General features: G+C 72.3%; 13 protein-coding genes, 2 tRNA genes, 1 rRNA gene and 1 pseudogene. 11 read left to right on the top strand and 6 right to left on the bottom strand.

What is annotated here, in order from left to right:
- The 9 genes and pseudogenes from QP089_RS33770 to QP089_RS33730 all read left to right on the top strand — a co-directional run.
- Nucleotides 1-1,218 (top strand): annotated as a pseudogene (locus QP089_RS33770) (RNA-guided endonuclease InsQ/TnpB family protein); the annotation flags it as partial.
- Between the two features lie 101 nt (nt 1,219-1,319).
- Nucleotides 1,320-2,606 (top strand): phenylacetate--CoA ligase family protein, encoded by a 1,287-nt coding sequence (locus QP089_RS33765; protein WP_285917227.1) that lies wholly within the window; start codon nt 1,320-1,322, stop codon nt 2,604-2,606.
- Nucleotides 2,607-2,664: 58 nt separating this feature from the next.
- Nucleotides 2,665-3,261, top strand: coding sequence for a nicotinate-nucleotide adenylyltransferase (gene nadD, locus QP089_RS33760; RefSeq protein ID WP_285917226.1), 597 nt, complete (start codon nt 2,665-2,667; stop codon nt 3,259-3,261).
- A 157-nt stretch (nt 3,262-3,418) separates the two neighbouring features.
- On the top strand, nt 3,419-3,832 hold the full coding sequence (gene rsfS / locus QP089_RS33755; RefSeq protein WP_285917224.1) for a ribosome silencing factor: 414 nt from the start codon (nt 3,419-3,421) through the stop codon (nt 3,830-3,832).
- Complete coding sequence (locus QP089_RS33750) at nt 3,825-4,487, top strand: histidine phosphatase family protein (protein WP_285917222.1); 663 nt, start codon at nt 3,825-3,827, stop codon at nt 4,485-4,487. Before rsfS ends, QP089_RS33750 begins: the two co-directional genes overlap by 8 nt.
- A gap of 80 nt (nt 4,488-4,567) precedes the next feature.
- Nucleotides 4,568-4,640, top strand: a tRNA-Ala gene (locus QP089_RS33745).
- A 276-nt stretch (nt 4,641-4,916) separates the two neighbouring features.
- Complete coding sequence (locus tag QP089_RS33740) at nt 4,917-5,147, top strand: hypothetical protein (protein ID WP_285917221.1); 231 nt, start codon at nt 4,917-4,919, stop codon at nt 5,145-5,147.
- A gap of 225 nt (nt 5,148-5,372) precedes the next feature.
- A complete protein-coding gene (locus QP089_RS33735) occupies nt 5,373-5,822 on the top strand; it encodes a hypothetical protein (RefSeq protein ID WP_285917219.1) in 450 nt (149 codons plus the stop codon).
- Nucleotides 5,823-5,909: 87 nt separating this feature from the next.
- Nucleotides 5,910-5,982, top strand: a tRNA-Ala gene (locus QP089_RS33730).
- Nucleotides 5,983-6,159: 177 nt separating this feature from the next.
- Here QP089_RS33730 and QP089_RS33725 read toward each other — a convergent pair.
- From QP089_RS33725 to QP089_RS33710, 4 genes are read right to left on the bottom strand one after another with little or no spacing between them, the layout of a single operon-like run.
- Entirely contained in the window at nt 6,160-7,260 is a 1,101-nt protein-coding gene (locus QP089_RS33725) for a baeRF2 domain-containing protein (RefSeq protein WP_285917218.1), read from the bottom strand.
- Nucleotides 7,261-7,319: 59 nt separating this feature from the next.
- Nucleotides 7,320-7,829 carry a DUF1360 domain-containing protein gene (locus QP089_RS33720; protein ID WP_285917216.1) on the bottom strand — a complete coding sequence of 170 codons (510 nt, stop codon included), beginning with the start codon at nt 7,827-7,829 and terminating at the stop codon, nt 7,320-7,322.
- Nucleotides 7,826-8,185, bottom strand: coding sequence for a VOC family protein (locus tag QP089_RS33715; RefSeq protein WP_285917215.1), 360 nt, complete (start codon nt 8,183-8,185; stop codon nt 7,826-7,828). Before QP089_RS33715 ends, QP089_RS33720 begins: the two co-directional genes overlap by 4 nt.
- A complete protein-coding gene (locus QP089_RS33710; RefSeq protein ID WP_285917213.1) occupies nt 8,185-8,442 on the bottom strand; it encodes a DUF7218 family protein in 258 nt (85 codons plus the stop codon). Before QP089_RS33710 ends, QP089_RS33715 begins: the two co-directional genes overlap by 1 nt.
- A 78-nt stretch (nt 8,443-8,520) precedes the next feature.
- Between QP089_RS33710 and QP089_RS33705 the strand changes: the two genes are divergently transcribed.
- Nucleotides 8,521-11,766 carry an AfsR/SARP family transcriptional regulator gene (locus QP089_RS33705; RefSeq protein WP_285917211.1) on the top strand — a complete coding sequence of 1,082 codons (3,246 nt, stop codon included), beginning with the start codon at nt 8,521-8,523 and terminating at the stop codon, nt 11,764-11,766.
- A 152-nt stretch (nt 11,767-11,918) separates the two neighbouring features.
- Here QP089_RS33705 and QP089_RS33700 read toward each other — a convergent pair whose 3' ends face one another.
- Together QP089_RS33700 and QP089_RS33695 are read right to left on the bottom strand one after the other, a co-directional pair.
- Nucleotides 11,919-12,737, bottom strand: a complete 819-nt coding sequence (locus QP089_RS33700) for an ABC transporter permease (protein ID WP_285917210.1) — start codon at nt 12,735-12,737, stop codon at nt 11,919-11,921.
- The gene (locus QP089_RS33695; protein ID WP_285917209.1) at nt 12,734-13,711 is read right to left on the bottom strand and encodes an ATP-binding cassette domain-containing protein; all 978 of its coding nucleotides are present in this window, start codon (nt 13,709-13,711) and stop codon (nt 12,734-12,736) included. The genes QP089_RS33700 and QP089_RS33695 overlap by 4 nt, the downstream gene beginning before the upstream one ends.
- Nucleotides 13,712-14,468: 757 nt before the next feature.
- On the opposite strand from QP089_RS33695, the gene QP089_RS33690 reads away from it, so the two are divergent.
- A 16S ribosomal RNA gene (locus QP089_RS33690) occupies nt 14,469-14,573 on the top strand; the annotation flags it as partial.

Below are 14,573 nucleotides of genomic sequence, written 5' to 3'. Positions count from 1 at the left end.
ATGGTGTGTTCGTATAGCGTCCTTGCCGTGACGCAGAGTGTGCAGCGGTCGTTCGGGTATCGCTTCTACCCGACGCCGGCGCAGGCGGAGCAGCTGAACCGGACCTTCGGTTGCGTCCGTTTTGTCTATAACAAGGCGCTGGAGGAGCGCACTCGGGCTCGGCGGAGCGGGCGCTCGATGACCTACAGGGATTCGTCCGCTGCCCTTACCGCCTGGAAACGCAGTGCTGAACTCGCGTTTCTGAACGAGGTGTCCTGCGTGCCTCTTCAGCAGGCATTGCGGCACCTGCAAACCGCCTTCGGGAACTTCTTCGCCAAGCGGGCCGAACACCCTCGGTACAAATCGCGGAGACGATCGCGCGCGTCGGCCGAGTACACCCGGTCGGCGTTCCGGTACACGGATGGGGTCCTCAGCCTTGCCAAGGTGGGCGAGCCGCTCGACATCGTGTGGTCCCGGCCGCTGCCGGCCGGCGTGACGCCTTCCACGGTGACGGTCAGCCGGGACGCCGCCGGACGCTGGTTCGTGTGCCTGCTCTGCCGGGTCGAGGTCCGGCCGTTCGAACCGACGCGGGACGTTGTCGGAGTGGACGCCGGGATCGCCGCACTCGCCGTGCTGTCGACGGGGGAGAAGGTCGGCAATCCGCGGCACGAGGAGGCGGAGCGCCGGAGAATGAGGGCGGCGCAGCGCGCCCTGTCCCGCAAGGCCCCTGGTTCGTCGAATCATCACAAGGCGCGGCAGCGGCTCGCGCGCGTCCACGCCAAGGTCGCCGACCGGCGCCGCGACTTTCTGCACAAGCTCACCACCGGTCTCGTCCGCGATAACCAAACGGTCGTGATCGAGGACCTCAACTGCAGCGGCATGATGCGCAACCATCGCCTCGCCCGCGCGATATCGGACGCGGCGTGGTCCGAGATGCGGTCGATGCTGCAGTACAAGTGCGCCTGGTACGGGCGTGAGCTCGTAGTGATCGACCGATGGTTCCCCTCGTCCAAACGGTGCTCGTCCTGCGGCGCCGTCCGGGAGAGCCTGCCGTTGAGAGCGCGCACCTGGACATGTCCGTGCGGGGCGAACCATGATCGGGACGTCAACGCGGCACGCAACATCCTCGCCGCCGGGCTGGCGGAGAGGTGAAACGCCTGTGGAGCTGATGTCAGACCTCAACGGAGATTCTTTCCGGGCGGGCGATCGGCGACGAAGCAGGAATCTCCTTCCCATGGGGGAGATGCCAAGTCTGGCATGGTAGTTCCGACGAACCACTTCGCCGGAGGGTTCCCCGGTGCGGAGCCCGCGTCCGGCTGTGGCCTGCCCGGGAGGCGCGCGTGTTCGATCCCCATGCCGAGGCGATGTCGACCGACGAGCGGGCCGCGCTGCAGCGGCACCGGCTGTGGGGGCTGGTCGACCGGCTCATCGCGGCGGACGGCGTGCAGGGGCGGCGGCTGAAGGAGGCCGGTGTCGGCGGCGGCGCGGACGTCACGCTCGCCGATCTGCGCCGCCTTCCGTTCACCACCAAGCAGGACCTCTGGGACGGCTATCCGTTCGGGATGCTCAGCGTGTCGCGCGACCAGGTCGCGGCCGTGCACGGGTCCAGCGGGACGCGCGGGCGGCCCACCCTCGTCGCCTACACCAAGGCCGACCTCGAACTGTGGGCCGCGATGTGCGCGCGGTCGCTGGCGTGCGCGGGCGCCGGGCCGGGCAGCATCGTGCACAACGCCTATGGGTACGGGCTGTTCACCGGTGGGATCGGCATCCACCAGGGCGCCGTCGCGCTCGGCGCGACCGTGGTGCCGATGTCGGGCGGGATGACCGACCGGCAGGTCCGGATGCTCGCCGACCTGCGCCCCGACCTCCTGACCTGCACCCCCGCCTACGCGCTGCGGCTCGGTGAGGCCGTCGCCGAGGCGGGCGTCGAACTGCCGGCGTTGAAGGCCGGGCTGTTCGGCGCCGAGCCGTGGTCGGACGAGTTGCGCACCGCGATCGAGGCCGTGCTTCCGATCAAGGCGATGGACGTCTACGGGCTGTCGGAGGTCATCGGCCCCGGCGTCGCCGCCGAATGCCTCCAGCAGGACGGCCTGCACGTCAACGAGGACCATTTCATCGTCGAGGCCGTCGACCCGTCCACCGGCGAGCCCGTTGAGGACGGCACTCCCGGCGAGCTCGTCTTCACCACGCCGACCAAGCAGGCGCTGCCACTGCTGCGCTACCGCACCGGCGACATCGCCTCCCTTACCCGCGGCGCATGCCCCTGCGGCCGGACGCTCGTCCGGATGAGCAAGGTCGTGGGGCGGGCCGACGACATGATCGTGGTGCGGGGCGTCAACGTGTACCCCAGCGAGGTCGAGCGGGTGCTGCTCGGATCCGGGCTCGTCCGCCCGCACTACCAGCTCGTCGTGGACCGCCGCAGCCCCGCCGTCCGGCTCCTGGTCGCCTGCGAGGCGGTCTCCGGCGACCCCCGCGAGCGCCTCGTCCACGAGCTGCACGAGGCGCTCGGCCTCACCGCCGAGGTCGCCGTCCTCCCCGAGGGGACCGTTCCGCGGGTGGAGGTCGGCAAGGCCGTCCGCGTCGTGTCCTGGGACGGCGGGCACCCGCCGCTGCCCGGCCTGGGCTGAGCGCGCGGCCGGGGGCCGGACGTTCAGGGCCCCCACCCGGCTGGCTATTCTCGTCGCCATGACGCAAAAGCGCCGGTTGGGGATCATGGGCGGGACGTTCGACCCGATCCACCACGGCCACCTGGTGGCCGCCAGCGAGGTCGCCCACTTCTACTCCCTCGACGAGGTCGTGTTCGTCCCCACCGGGCTGTCCTCCCACAAGGAGGGCAGCAAGGTCGCCGCCGCCGAGGACCGCTACCTCATGGCCGTGATCGCCACCGCGTCCAACCCGCGGTTCTCGGTCAGCCGCGTCGACATCGACCGCCCCGGCCCCACCTACACCGTCGACACCCTCCGCGACATGCGGCAGATCCACGGCCCCGACGCCGAGCTGTTCTTCATCACCGGCGCCGACGCCCTGGAGAAGATGCTCACCTGGCACGACACCGACGAGCTGTTCGAACTCGCGCACTTCGTCGGCGTCACCCGCCCCGGGCACCGCCTCGCCGACCCCGGCCTGCCCGACGGCCGCGTCTCGCTGATGGAGGTCCCCGCCCTGTCGATCTCCTCCACCGAATGCCGCGAGCGCGTCCACTCCGGCGAACCGATCTGGTACCTGGTGCCCGACGGCATCGTCCAGTACATCAACAAGCGCGACCTCTACCGCGCGGCCTGATCGCCGGCGCGGCCGATCGGTCCGGAGCGCCGCATACCCTGGAACAGGGGGCTGGACGCCCGTACCGGCCCGCACACCGACGAACAGGGACGCCGGCCGCCACCCATGAGAAGGTGTTAGCCGAGACGACCCCTACAGGGAGGATCGCGAGCGCATCGTGACCGCATCCGACAGGGCGGCGCAGCTCGTCCGGATCGCCGCCGAGGCGGCGGGCGACAAGCTGGCCGACGACATTCTTGCCTACGACGTGAGCGAGCAGCTCGTCATCACCGACGCGTTCGTGCTCTGCTCGGCGCCCAACGACCGCCAGGTCCGCGCCATCGTCGACGAGGTCGAAAAGCGCCTGCGCGAAGAGGCCGGCGCCAAGCCCGTCCGCCGCGAGGGCGAACGCGAGGGACGCTGGGTCCTGCTCGACTACGCCGACGTCATCGTGCACATCCAGCACGAGGAGGACCGGCTCTTCTACGCCCTCGAGCGGCTGTGGAAGGACTGCCCCCTCATCGACCTGCCCGACGACGTCAACGCCCACATGCGGCAGCGCGCCCGCGCCGTCGGGAGCCCGAGTGAGTGACGCCCGCCCCGCCCGCGAGCCGGGCAAGCGCACCCTCCTGCTCTGGCGGCACGGGCAGACCGCCTGGAACGTCGAACGCCGCTTCCAGGGCAAGACCGACATCCCGCTGGACGACACCGGCGTGGCCCAGGCGCACCGCGCGGCCCGGCTCCTCGCCGGGCTCCGCCCCACCGCCCTGCTCGCCTCACCGCTGCGCAGGGCCGCCGACACCGCCCAGGCCCTCGCCGACGTCACCGGACTCCCCGTCCAGTACGACAAGGACCTGATCGAACGCGACGGCGGCGCATGGGAGGGCCTCACCGCCCGCGAGATCCGCGAACGCTACCCCGCCGAGCACGCCGCCTGGCAGCCGCCCGGCGGCGAGACCAGCGCCCAGGTCGCCAAGCGCGTCGGCGCCGCCCTCGAACGCGCCCTCGACGAGCTGCCCCCCACCGGCAGGCTCGTCGTCGCCTCCCACGGCGCCGCCCTCCGCCTCGGCATGTCCCACCTCCTCGGCCTCCCCGAAGAGGTCTGGGAACGCCTCGGCGGCCTGTCCAACTGCTGCTGGTCCGTCATCACCGAGATGCGCGACGGCGGCTGGCGCCTCGCCGAGCACAACGCCGGCACCCTCCCCGAACCCGTCCTCGGCGACGACCGCACCGACAACGGAGCCTGACGCCCAAACGATTCGAGACCCACCCCCGCCGTCCTATACACTGGCGGAGCGCTGCGGGATGAACGTCCACGCAGACGCACGGGGCTATGGCGCAGTTGGTAGCGCGCCTCCATGGCATGGAGGAGGTCTGGGGTTCGAATCCCCATAGCTCCACTCGGAGATGGGAGAGGTGTGCCCGCGGAAAGCGCGGGCCGCCTCTCCTCGTCATTTCCCCCGGGGGGCGACCCCCGGACCCCCGATGTGGGGGCTCCGCCCCCACGCCCCCTGCGGGCTTCGCCCGCTTTTTGGGGCTTCGCCCCTTGCCCCCTTGGGGGCTTCGCCCCCTTGCCCCCTCCGGGGTTTGTGGCTCTCTCTTGGTTCGTAAAGTTCAAACGGACATTGTGGGACGAATGGTCTGGGTGGTGGGGCGGGGATGGTTTCATGCGGGGTATGGGCAGACACCGCAGGGGAGTGAAGCGCGAGGTCACCGTGGCCGACCTCATCGACGAGCTGCGCCGGTTCGATCCGCGGCTCGAGGTGCGGCTGGCGATCCAGCCGCGGATGCCGCAGGAGCACGCCGTCGGCGCCGTGACCGAGGCCGACGGGATGGTGTGGATCGGCGAGGCCGGGCAGCGCGGCTACGCGCCCGACGAGGTCGGCGACCGGCTCGGCTGGACGTGAGATGCCGGAGTCGGGGTGTTCGCGGCGATCTACCCATGGTTGAGAGGGATGCGGGCGCCAGGGGGTCTTCTCTTGGAATGAGGCGCTGCGTCGGTGCCCGCCCGGCGCCGAGCGCAAAGGCTTGGCCATGGCGGCGGCTACCTTTCCCCGGGCCGCGCTTCGCCGCCTCGATCACGCGGGAACACGCCACGTAGTGGCGATGTGATCGAGATGAGGGTTGTACCTATGCGAAGCCGGATCTCCGGAAGAAGGCTGCTGCCCACCGCGCTGGCGGCGGCCTCGGTCGTGGCCGTCGCGGCCCCCGCGTCGGCCCTGGCGGCGCCGCCGCCCGGCCCTGCGACCACGACGACCTCGACGCCCGCGGACAACGACGACTGCGCCAAGGCCGTCCGCGTCCTGTCGGTGCTGAAGCTCCTCCCGGGCACCCCGGACCTGAGCAAGGTCCTGTGCTCGGTGAACACCGGCGGCAAGGAGCAGGCGGCGCCCGCCGCAGGCAAGGAGCAGGCGCCCGCCGCCGGCAGCGCCCAGCGGCCCGCCGCCGACGCCTCCGCCGAGTCCGCGCAGAAGCCGCAGGAGTACAACCTCCTCGGCCTGCCCATCGAGTGGCCGAAAAGCCTCACCGTGCACGTCCCGACCATCAACGACCACTGGTACGTCTTCCAGTCGAAGCAGTGACGCCCACCGCGGGCCACGGAGGTGCTCCCTCCGTGGCCCGCGGCGTCCGAAGTGCTCCCAACGTGCACTAAGCTTTTCCTCAACCGCGGGGCTATGGCGCAGTTGGTAGCGCGCCTCCATGGCATGGAGGAGGTCTGGGGTTCGAATCCCCATAGCTCCACGAGTCGGGCCATCGTGTTCGACGCCCTTCGGGCGTCTTTCCGGTGGCCCGCTGTTTTTTTATCGGGGGGGCGACCCCCCGTGCCCCCCGGCTGTGGGGGCTCCGCCCCCACACCCCGTGCCCCCCGGTGTGGGGGGCTCCCGCCCCCCACACCCCTTGGGGCTGGGCCTTTGTTGGTCAGGCGGTGTAGCGGAGGACGGCGCCTACGTGGAGGTTGGCGTTGGGGCCGTCCGACGGGAGGACGACCAGGTCGCCGTCGGTGGCGGTGAGGGCTCTGACCAGGGCGGCGTCCGCGCGGTCGGGGGTGGGGTCGGTGACGCCGAACTCGGTGCGGAGCTCGTCGGGGTCCGCCGCGACCTGGCCCGGCTCGGGGCCGACCCACAGGCGCGCGGGGGAGTCCGGGTCGTCGTCGAGCAGGAGCGTCTCCACCTGCCCCTGGCGGACGGCCTCGACCGTCGCCGGGAGGCCCGCGACGGCGCGCTGGCCGTTGGCGAGCTCGCGGTCGAAGCGCTCCGCGACGGCCATCACGCGCTCGGTCGTCTTCAGCTCCAGGATGCGGCGCAGCTCGGCGTCGAGGTCGGGGTCGCCGACATTGGTGTTCTTGTCGGTCTCGACCGTGTGTTCCAGGACGCCCTCCGAGACCTCCTCCAGGACGGCGTTGCGGGCCCGGGTGTCCCCGGCGATCAGGACGGCCTCGACGCCGCAGCGCTCGGCGGCCCGGTCGATCGCGTGCGCGACCTTCTTGGCGTTGTGCTTCCAGACGTTCTCGGAGGAGCGCTGGAAGCGGGACTGGTTCCAGTCGCCCGCCTTCGTCTTGCGGATCGGGTACTCCTCGTCGCCCTGGACGTCGATGTGCTCGTGGCGTCCGTCGGCGCGGACGCAGTCGATGGTGCCGCCGCGGCGGTCCACGACGGCCAGCAGGTGCGGGAACCGCTCACCGCGGTCGGCCAGGTACGGCAGCACGTGGGGGAGCGGGGAGACGCGGGCCTGCGAGACGCGGGGCGGGTCGGGGAGCCGGTCGATGTGCAGCACCTCGCCGTCCGCCGCGAAGACCACCAGGCCCTCGGAGCGGCGCCGCGCCATCTCCCCCAGGACGACCTCCTCGACGGCGCGGAGCGTGGCCTCCGGGGCGTGCTGGGCCTCCAGGTCCGCGCGCAGCGCCCGCCACCGCAGTTCGGCGGCCTTGGACGCGTCCTCGGTCGTCCGCGTGAGATCGGCGTACACCGACGCGTAGGGGCCGGGGTGCTGGTACAGCGTCTTGAGGAATGACAGCTCCATAGGGTCGCCGTACCCGATCCCGTAGGGGCAAACGTAAAGAATGTGGCGGTTGGGGCGTTCTAACCCTCGGCGGCCTGCTGCAGGCGGGCGTAAGCGAGCTGGAGCCAGTCGGAGCCCGCGACGGCCGTCATGGTGGCGCCGGCCAGCCGGGTGGCGTCGGGGGCGAAGACCAGCCCCGCCGCGTAGGCCGTCGCGACCCACTGGCCGGTGCAGAACGGGCAGGTGACCAGCTCGCCGACGGCGTGCCGGACGCCGTGCCCGCGGGCCTCCTCGGCGAGCTCGGCGGGCCCGGACGTGCCGGAGTAGCGGGTGAACGGGGCGCGCAGCGGGCTCGTCACCGGGTCCTTGGCGATCAGCCGGGACAGCTTGTGCGTGGTGATCGTCATCAGCGCGAGGTCGCCGAGCCCGACGGCGGGGGCGCGGCCGCGCCGCCGCCAGGCCAGCAGTGCCACCGCGCCGGTGGTCACCGCGTACACCGCCATGGTGCCGAGGTAGGAGCCGAGCGGGCGGTCGGCGTCTCCGGCGTACTCGTCCTTCTGCTTGCGGGCGGTGTCGACGACGGTGTTCATGCCTGTTCCTTTCCGGGCGGGACGATCACGCAGAACTCGTTGCCCTCCGGGTCGGCGCACACCGTGGTGAGCCAGCCGTCGTCGTCGAACGGGCCGCGCACGACGGTGGCGCCGAGCGCCGTGACCCGGGCCAGCTCGGCGTCCATGTCGGCGACCCGCAGGTCCGGGTGCATGCGGTTCTTGGCGACCTTCGGTTCGGGGACCCGCTGCAGCAGCAGGCGCGGGTTCTGGCCGCGGGGGTCGGTGAGCACGACGTACGGGGGGTCGTAGCCGCCGCGTTCGTAGCCGAGGGCGGCGGACCAGAAGTCCGCCAGCGCGTCGGGGTCCGCGCAGTCCAGGACGAAGACGAGCTCCATCAGTGGTCGCGCAGCGCCTTCACGAGCTGCGACTTGTTCATCGACGAGCGGCCTTCGATGCCGAGCTCGCGGGCCCGCTTCATCAGGTCTTCCTTGGTCCAGTCGTCGTAGGAGGGGTTCTTGCCGCCCTTGCGGCCGACCTTCTCGCCGCCCTGGTTCGCCGACGCGTTGGCGATGCGGGCCGCCTTCTCCTTGCTCTCGCCCTTGTCGCGGAGCTTCTGGTACTTCTTCTCGTCCTTGATCTGTGCTCTGGGCATACGAGGTGACTACCCGGTATGCGCCGTCCACACATGGACTCCCGCGATCGGGGACAATGGCAGCCGGAAAGGGGACACGTGCGCATCGGCATCCTGGGCCCGCTGTCCGTGCGGGACGAGGCCGCGCGGCCGGTCGAGGTCAGCGGCCCGCGGCTGCGCGCGCTGCTGGTCCGGCTGGCGGCCGAGGCCGGGCGGCCGGTGTCGGCCGAGCGCCTGCTGGACGACCTGTGGGACGGCGCGCCGCCCGCCGGTGGCGGAAACGCGCTGCAGGCGCTGGTGTCGCGGCTGCGCGGCGTCGCGGGCCGCGACCTGGTCGAGCACGGCCCGGGCGGCTACCGGCTGGGGATCGACCCGGGCGAGGTCGACGCGGTCGCGTTCGAGCGCGCCGTCGCCGCCGCCCGCCGCGAGGGCGACCCGGCGCGCCGCGCGGACGGGCTGCGCCGCGCCCTGGACCTGTGGCGCGGCCCCGCGCTGGCGGACGTCGCCGACGCCGACTACGCCCAGGCCGCGATCGGCCGGCTGGACGGGCTGCGCCTCGCCGCCGTCGAGGACCGGGTGGACGCGGAGGCCGCCGCCGGGCGGCCCGTCCCGCCGGTCGCCGAGCTGGAGCCGCTGGCCGCCGCGCACCCGCTGCGCGAACGGCTGCGCGGCCAGCTCATGCGGGCGCTGTACGCGGCGGGACGGCAGGCCGACGCCCTGCGGGTGTACGAGGAGACGCGGCACGCGCTCGCCGACCAGCTCGGCGTCGACCCGTCGCCGGAACTGGCCGCCGTCCACCTGTCGATCCTGCGCCGCGACGCCGCGGCTCCGGCCGCAGCCGAGGCGCCCGCGGGCCCGCCGGAGCCTCCGGAGCTGCCGCGCACGAACCTGGCGGCGCAGCTCACCAGCTTCGTCGGGCGGGAGGAGGAATCGCGCCGGATCGGCAAGCTGCTGCGCGAGACCAGGCTCGTCACCCTGACCGGGCCGGGCGGCGCGGGCAAGACCCGGCTCGCCGGCGAGACCGCCGCCGGGCTGCTGGACGGCATGCCGGACGGCGTGTGGTTCGTCGCGCTCGCCCCGGTCAGCGATCCCGGCGACCTCGTGCAGACCCTGCTCACCGCCCTCGGCGTCCCCGACACCGTCCGCAAGGGGGAGGCCCGCACCGTCCCGCGCCCCCTCGAACGGCTCACCGACTTCCTGACCGCCAAGCGGATGCTGATCGTCCTCGACAACTGCGAGCACCTCGTCGACGCGGTCGCCGAGCTCACCGCCCACATCCTCGCCCAGGCCCCCGGCGTGCGGGTCCTCGCCACGAGCCGCGAACCGCTCGGCATCACCGGCGAGTCGCTGTGCCCCGTCCCGTCGCTGCCGCTGCCGCCCGAGGACGGCGAGCCCGAGCCGCCGGACGCGCTCGGATACGCCGCGGTCCGGCTGTTCGCCGACCGGGCCGCGGCGGTGCGCCCGGGCTTCGCGGTCGACGCCGACACCGTCGGCGACGTCGTGGCGATCTGCCGCGCGCTCGACGGCATCCCGCTCGCCATCGAACTGGCCGCCGCCCGGCTGCGCTCGCTCACGCCGCGGCAGGTCGCCGACCGGCTCGGCGACCGGTTCCGGCTGCTCACCGCCGGCAGCCGCGCCGCGCTGCCCCGGCACCGGACGCTGCGCGCCGTCGTCGACTGGAGCTGGGACCTGCTGGACGGCGCGGAGCGCACCGTGCTGCGCCGGCTGTCGGTGTTCGCGGGCGGCGCCACCCCGGACGGCGCCGTGCGGGTGTGCGGCCTGGACGCGCCGGACGCCCCCCACCCCGACGACGTCATCGACGTCATCGCCGCGCTGGTCGACAAGTCGCTGGTGATGGCCGACGGCGACGCCGAGGTGCGGTACCGGCTGCTGGAGACCGTCCGGGTCTACGCGGCGGAGAGGCTGGACGAGGCGGGCGAGGCCGGCCGCGTCCGCTCCGAGCACGCCGCGTGGTGCGTCGACCTCGCCGAGCGCGCCGAACCCGAACTGCGCCGCGCCGACCAGCTCCGCTGGGCCGCGCGGCTGACCGCCGAACGCGACAACTGCACCGCCGCGTTCCGCCACCTGACCACCGTCCGCGACGTGCCGGGGGCGCTGCGCCTCCTCGCGTCCCTCGTGTGGTTCTGGATGATGCGCGACATGGAACTGGAGGCCGGCGGCTGGGCCCGGTCCGTCCGCGAGATCGCGGGCGACACCGCGCCGCCGGGGATGGAGGAGGAGTACGCCATGTGCGTCATCTCCGCCGACCTCGTCACCGAGATGGCCTCCGGCGAGGGGACGACGAAGGAGTCGCTGCGCGCGGCCCTCGACCGCGTGATTCGCCACGTCCCGGAGTCGCCGCGCCACCCCGCCCTCGCCCTGGCCGGCCCGGCGAGCAGCATCTTCGCCGGCGACCTGGAGGACACCCGGCGCCGGCTGCGCGCCGTGGAGGACCACCCCGACCCGTGGGTGCACGCCATCGTCCGGGTGGTCCTCGGGCACATCGCGCTGAACGCCGGCGAGATCGACCGCGCCGCCGCCGACGCCTCCGAGGGCTGCGCCGAGTTCCGCGGGCTCGGCGACCGGTGGGGCCTGATCATCGGACTCGGCGGCATGATGCAGGTCGCCGTCGCGCGGGGCGAGCTCGCCGAGGCGGTCCGGTACGGCGAGGAGGCGCTCGGGTACGCCCGCGAGGGCATGAGCCCCGAGGCGAGCGCCGGGATGCTCACCGGGCTCGCGCGGGTGCGCGCGATGCTGGGCGACCTGGAGCAGGCCCGCCGCGACCTGGACACCGCGACCGCGGCGATGGAACGCGTCGGCGAGTTCGCCGACGCCGCGTCCGCCCTGCTGCTGCGCAGCGAGCTGGCGCTGTGGGACGGCGACCTGGCGTCCGCTCGCGACTACGCCGACCGCGCCCACAAGTGGGTCGAGCCGCGCCGGCGCCGTCCCGACTTCAGCCGGGAGGTGCGCCTGACCTACTGCAGGCTCGGCTGCCTCGCCGAGGAGGAGGGCGACCTGGACGAGGCCGCCGCCTGGCACGCCCGCGCCTGGGACGACCTCCCCAACGACTGGATCATGGGCAACCCGCTGCTGGCGTCGCTGCTGGAGGGCCTCGCGGCGCTCGCGGCGGCGCGCGGCCACCACGTCCGGGCCGCGGAGCTGCTCGGCACCGCGCACGGCCTGCTCGGCTTCCGGCACGAGGGCTCGCACGAGGTCCGCCGCGTCGAGCCGGCGGTGAAGCGCGAGATCGGCGAGGACGGCTTCGCGGAGGCCTACGAGCGCGGCCGCCGCGTCACCCGCGACGAGGTCTTCGCGGTGGTGCCGGACCTCGTCGACTCGGTCTGAGCGGCCCCGCCACACTCCCGGCGCCCGGAACCGCAGCGGCCCACCCTTGCCGACCCCGCCGCCGTCCCCACCGACGAGACGCCGAGGACGCCGGCCCGGAGCTCCGCTTCCGGACCGACGTCCCCGACGCGCGCTGACGCCCGCCATCGTGCTCAGGTGCGGCGCGAGTACATCCGCATGGCCAGCGGGAACGTGACGATGACGATCCCCGCCGCCCACGCCAGCGTGTACCAGACGTGGTTGCCGACCGGCCCGCCCACGGTCAGCGCCCGCACCGCGTCGGCCAGGTGCGTGACCGGGTTCACCTTCGTCCACGCCTCCAGCCAGCCCGGCATCGTGGAGGTGTTCGGCACCAGGATGCTGCTGCCGAACGTCAGCGGCATCACCCAGATGAACGCCAGGCCCTGGACCGTCTCCGGCGACGGCGCCACCAGCCCGACCAGCACCGAGATCCAGCACACCGCCAGGTAGAACACGTACGCCAGCGCGAACGCGCCCAGCACCGACAGCGGGTCGGTGTGGAATCGGAACCCCAGGATCGAGCCGAAGCCCACCAGCACCACCATCACGGTCAGGAATCGCACCGTGTCGCCGAGCACCGTCCCGATCAGCGGCGCCGACCGGGCGATCGGCAGGCTCCGGAACCGGTCGAACACCCCCTTGTGGATGTCCTCGTTCAGCGCCGTTCCGAGGCCCATCGTGGCGAACATCGCCATCTGCGCCACCAGCCCGGGAAGCAGCTGCTGCAGATAGGTGTGCGTGTCGCCGGCGAGCGCGCCGCCGAACACGTACAGGAACAGCAGCAGGAACACGATCGGCATCAGCGTCGTGTCCAGCAGCTTCTCCGGCGAGTGCTTCAACTGCGAGATGTTGCGCCACGCCAGCGTCAGCCCGTGCCGCAGCGTCCTTCTCGGGCTGATCCGCGCGGGCGGCTCGGACGTGGCGGGCGCGTCGACGGTCATCGTGGTCATGCCATGCTCCCCTCGGAGATCAGGTCGGCCGGCCGCTCCTCGGCGACGTGGCCGGTCAGTGTGAGGAAGACCTCGTCCAGGCTCGGCAGCCGCAGCGACAGCTCCGCCGCCACGATGGACGCCTCGTCCAGCCGCCGGACCAGCGCCGACAGCAGCTTCGGGTCCTGCACCGGCGCGGTGACCAGGCCCGTCGCGTCCTGCACCTCGGGCCGCTCCCCGGTGAGTTCCGCCACGATCGCGCCGAGCTGCGCCGTCCGGAACATCTCGGTCGCCCGGACCGCGAGCGTCTGCCGCCCGATCCGCGACTTCAGGTCGTCGGACGTCCCCTCCGCGATCACCCGGCCGTGGTCGAACACCGCGATCCGCTCGGCGAGCGCGTCGGCCTCGTCCAGGTACTGCGTGGTCAGCAGCACGGTCGCGCCTTCGGCGACCACCTCGCGGACCGTGTCCCACACCTCGTTGCGGGCCCGCGGGTCCAGGCCCGTCGTCGGCTCGTCCAGGAAGATGACGTCGGGACGGTTGATCAGGCTCGCCGCCAGGTCCAGCCGGCGGCGCATCCCGCCCGAATAGGTCTTCACCGCGCGCGACCCCGCCTCGGTGAGCCGGAACCGGGCCAGCAGCTCCCGCGCCCGCGCCTTCGCGTCGGCCCGCCCGAAGTCGAGCAGCCGCGCGATCATCACCAGGTTCTCGCCGCCGGTCAGCTCCTCGTCTACCGACGCGTACTGCCCGGTCAGCCCGATCATCGCCCGCACCCGCGCCGGGTCCTTGACCACGTCGTAGCCGGACACCGAAGCGTGCCCCGCGTCCGGCTTGAGCAGTGTCGCGAGCACCCGGACGGCGGTCGTCTTCCCGGCCCCGTTGGGACCGAGCACCCCCAGGACGGTGCCGCGCTTCGCCGCGATGTCCACCCCGTCCAGGGCCAGCGTCTCCCCGAACCTCTTACGCAGGCCCTCGGCCTGGATCACATAGTCCATCGGTCGTTCCTCACAGGTCGTCGTGCTGACATCGCCAGCGTCCGTGAGGGCCCTGACACGGCGCGCACATCGGCGCCCGGACGCTGACGCCGGGCTGACGCGCCACTGACGCCGACGGCCCGCAAGCCCCGTGACCAGCGGGTTTCCTGGAGACGGCCGCCAAGTGTCCGGGCGGTGGCGCCGTCGATTTGACGGACCGTACGAGCCTGCCTAATGTTCTTCCTGCCCCAAGGGGATGCGGGACGCCGAGAGGCGGACGGCCCCGGGGAACCCACCGAGAGAAAAAACGGTTCGAAGCCTGCTTCGGAGCGAGGTACTCTTGAGTGGATGGCCCGAGAAGGGATGCAGGACGCCGCAAGGTGGCCGGCCCTGGGGACTCCACCGCACGATCACCCACAGGCGATGATCATCGCCTGTGATGGCGCGCGGGGGACGGGCCGAGAGCCTGAAGATTGACTCCAGCGAGCCGGTTGACAGGATCGAAAGTTCCGGTAAGTTAGTAGGGTTGCCCCGGAGCGAGGGCCGCGGAAGCGGGTCTGGCGCGGTGGGTGTCCGTTTCTTGAGAACTTAACAGCGTGTTAAAAGCCAGTGCCTTTATCGATCCGGCTTTTTGGTCGGATCGCCCCGTGGCCGTTCTCGTTTTTCGGGGATGGTGGGGATTTCTTTGAGGCAATACGGTCCTTCGGGATCGTTTGCTGGGATTTTCTTCTGAGGTTTGGCTGCTCTGGGGTTCGCCCCTTGGGGTGGTCGTTGGGCCTTGATGGAGAGTTTGATCCTGGCTCAGGACGAACGCTGGCGGCGTGCTTAACACATGCAAGTCGAGCGGAAAGGCCCCTTCGGGGGTACTCGAGCGGCGAACGGG

The sequence above is a fragment of the Actinomadura opuntiae genome (assembly GCF_030283205.1).
Taxonomy (GTDB): Bacteria; Actinomycetota; Actinomycetes; order Streptosporangiales; family Streptosporangiaceae; genus Spirillospora.
Note: the sequence above shows the minus strand (reverse complement) of the source record. Positions and strands in the feature narration are given on the sequence as shown.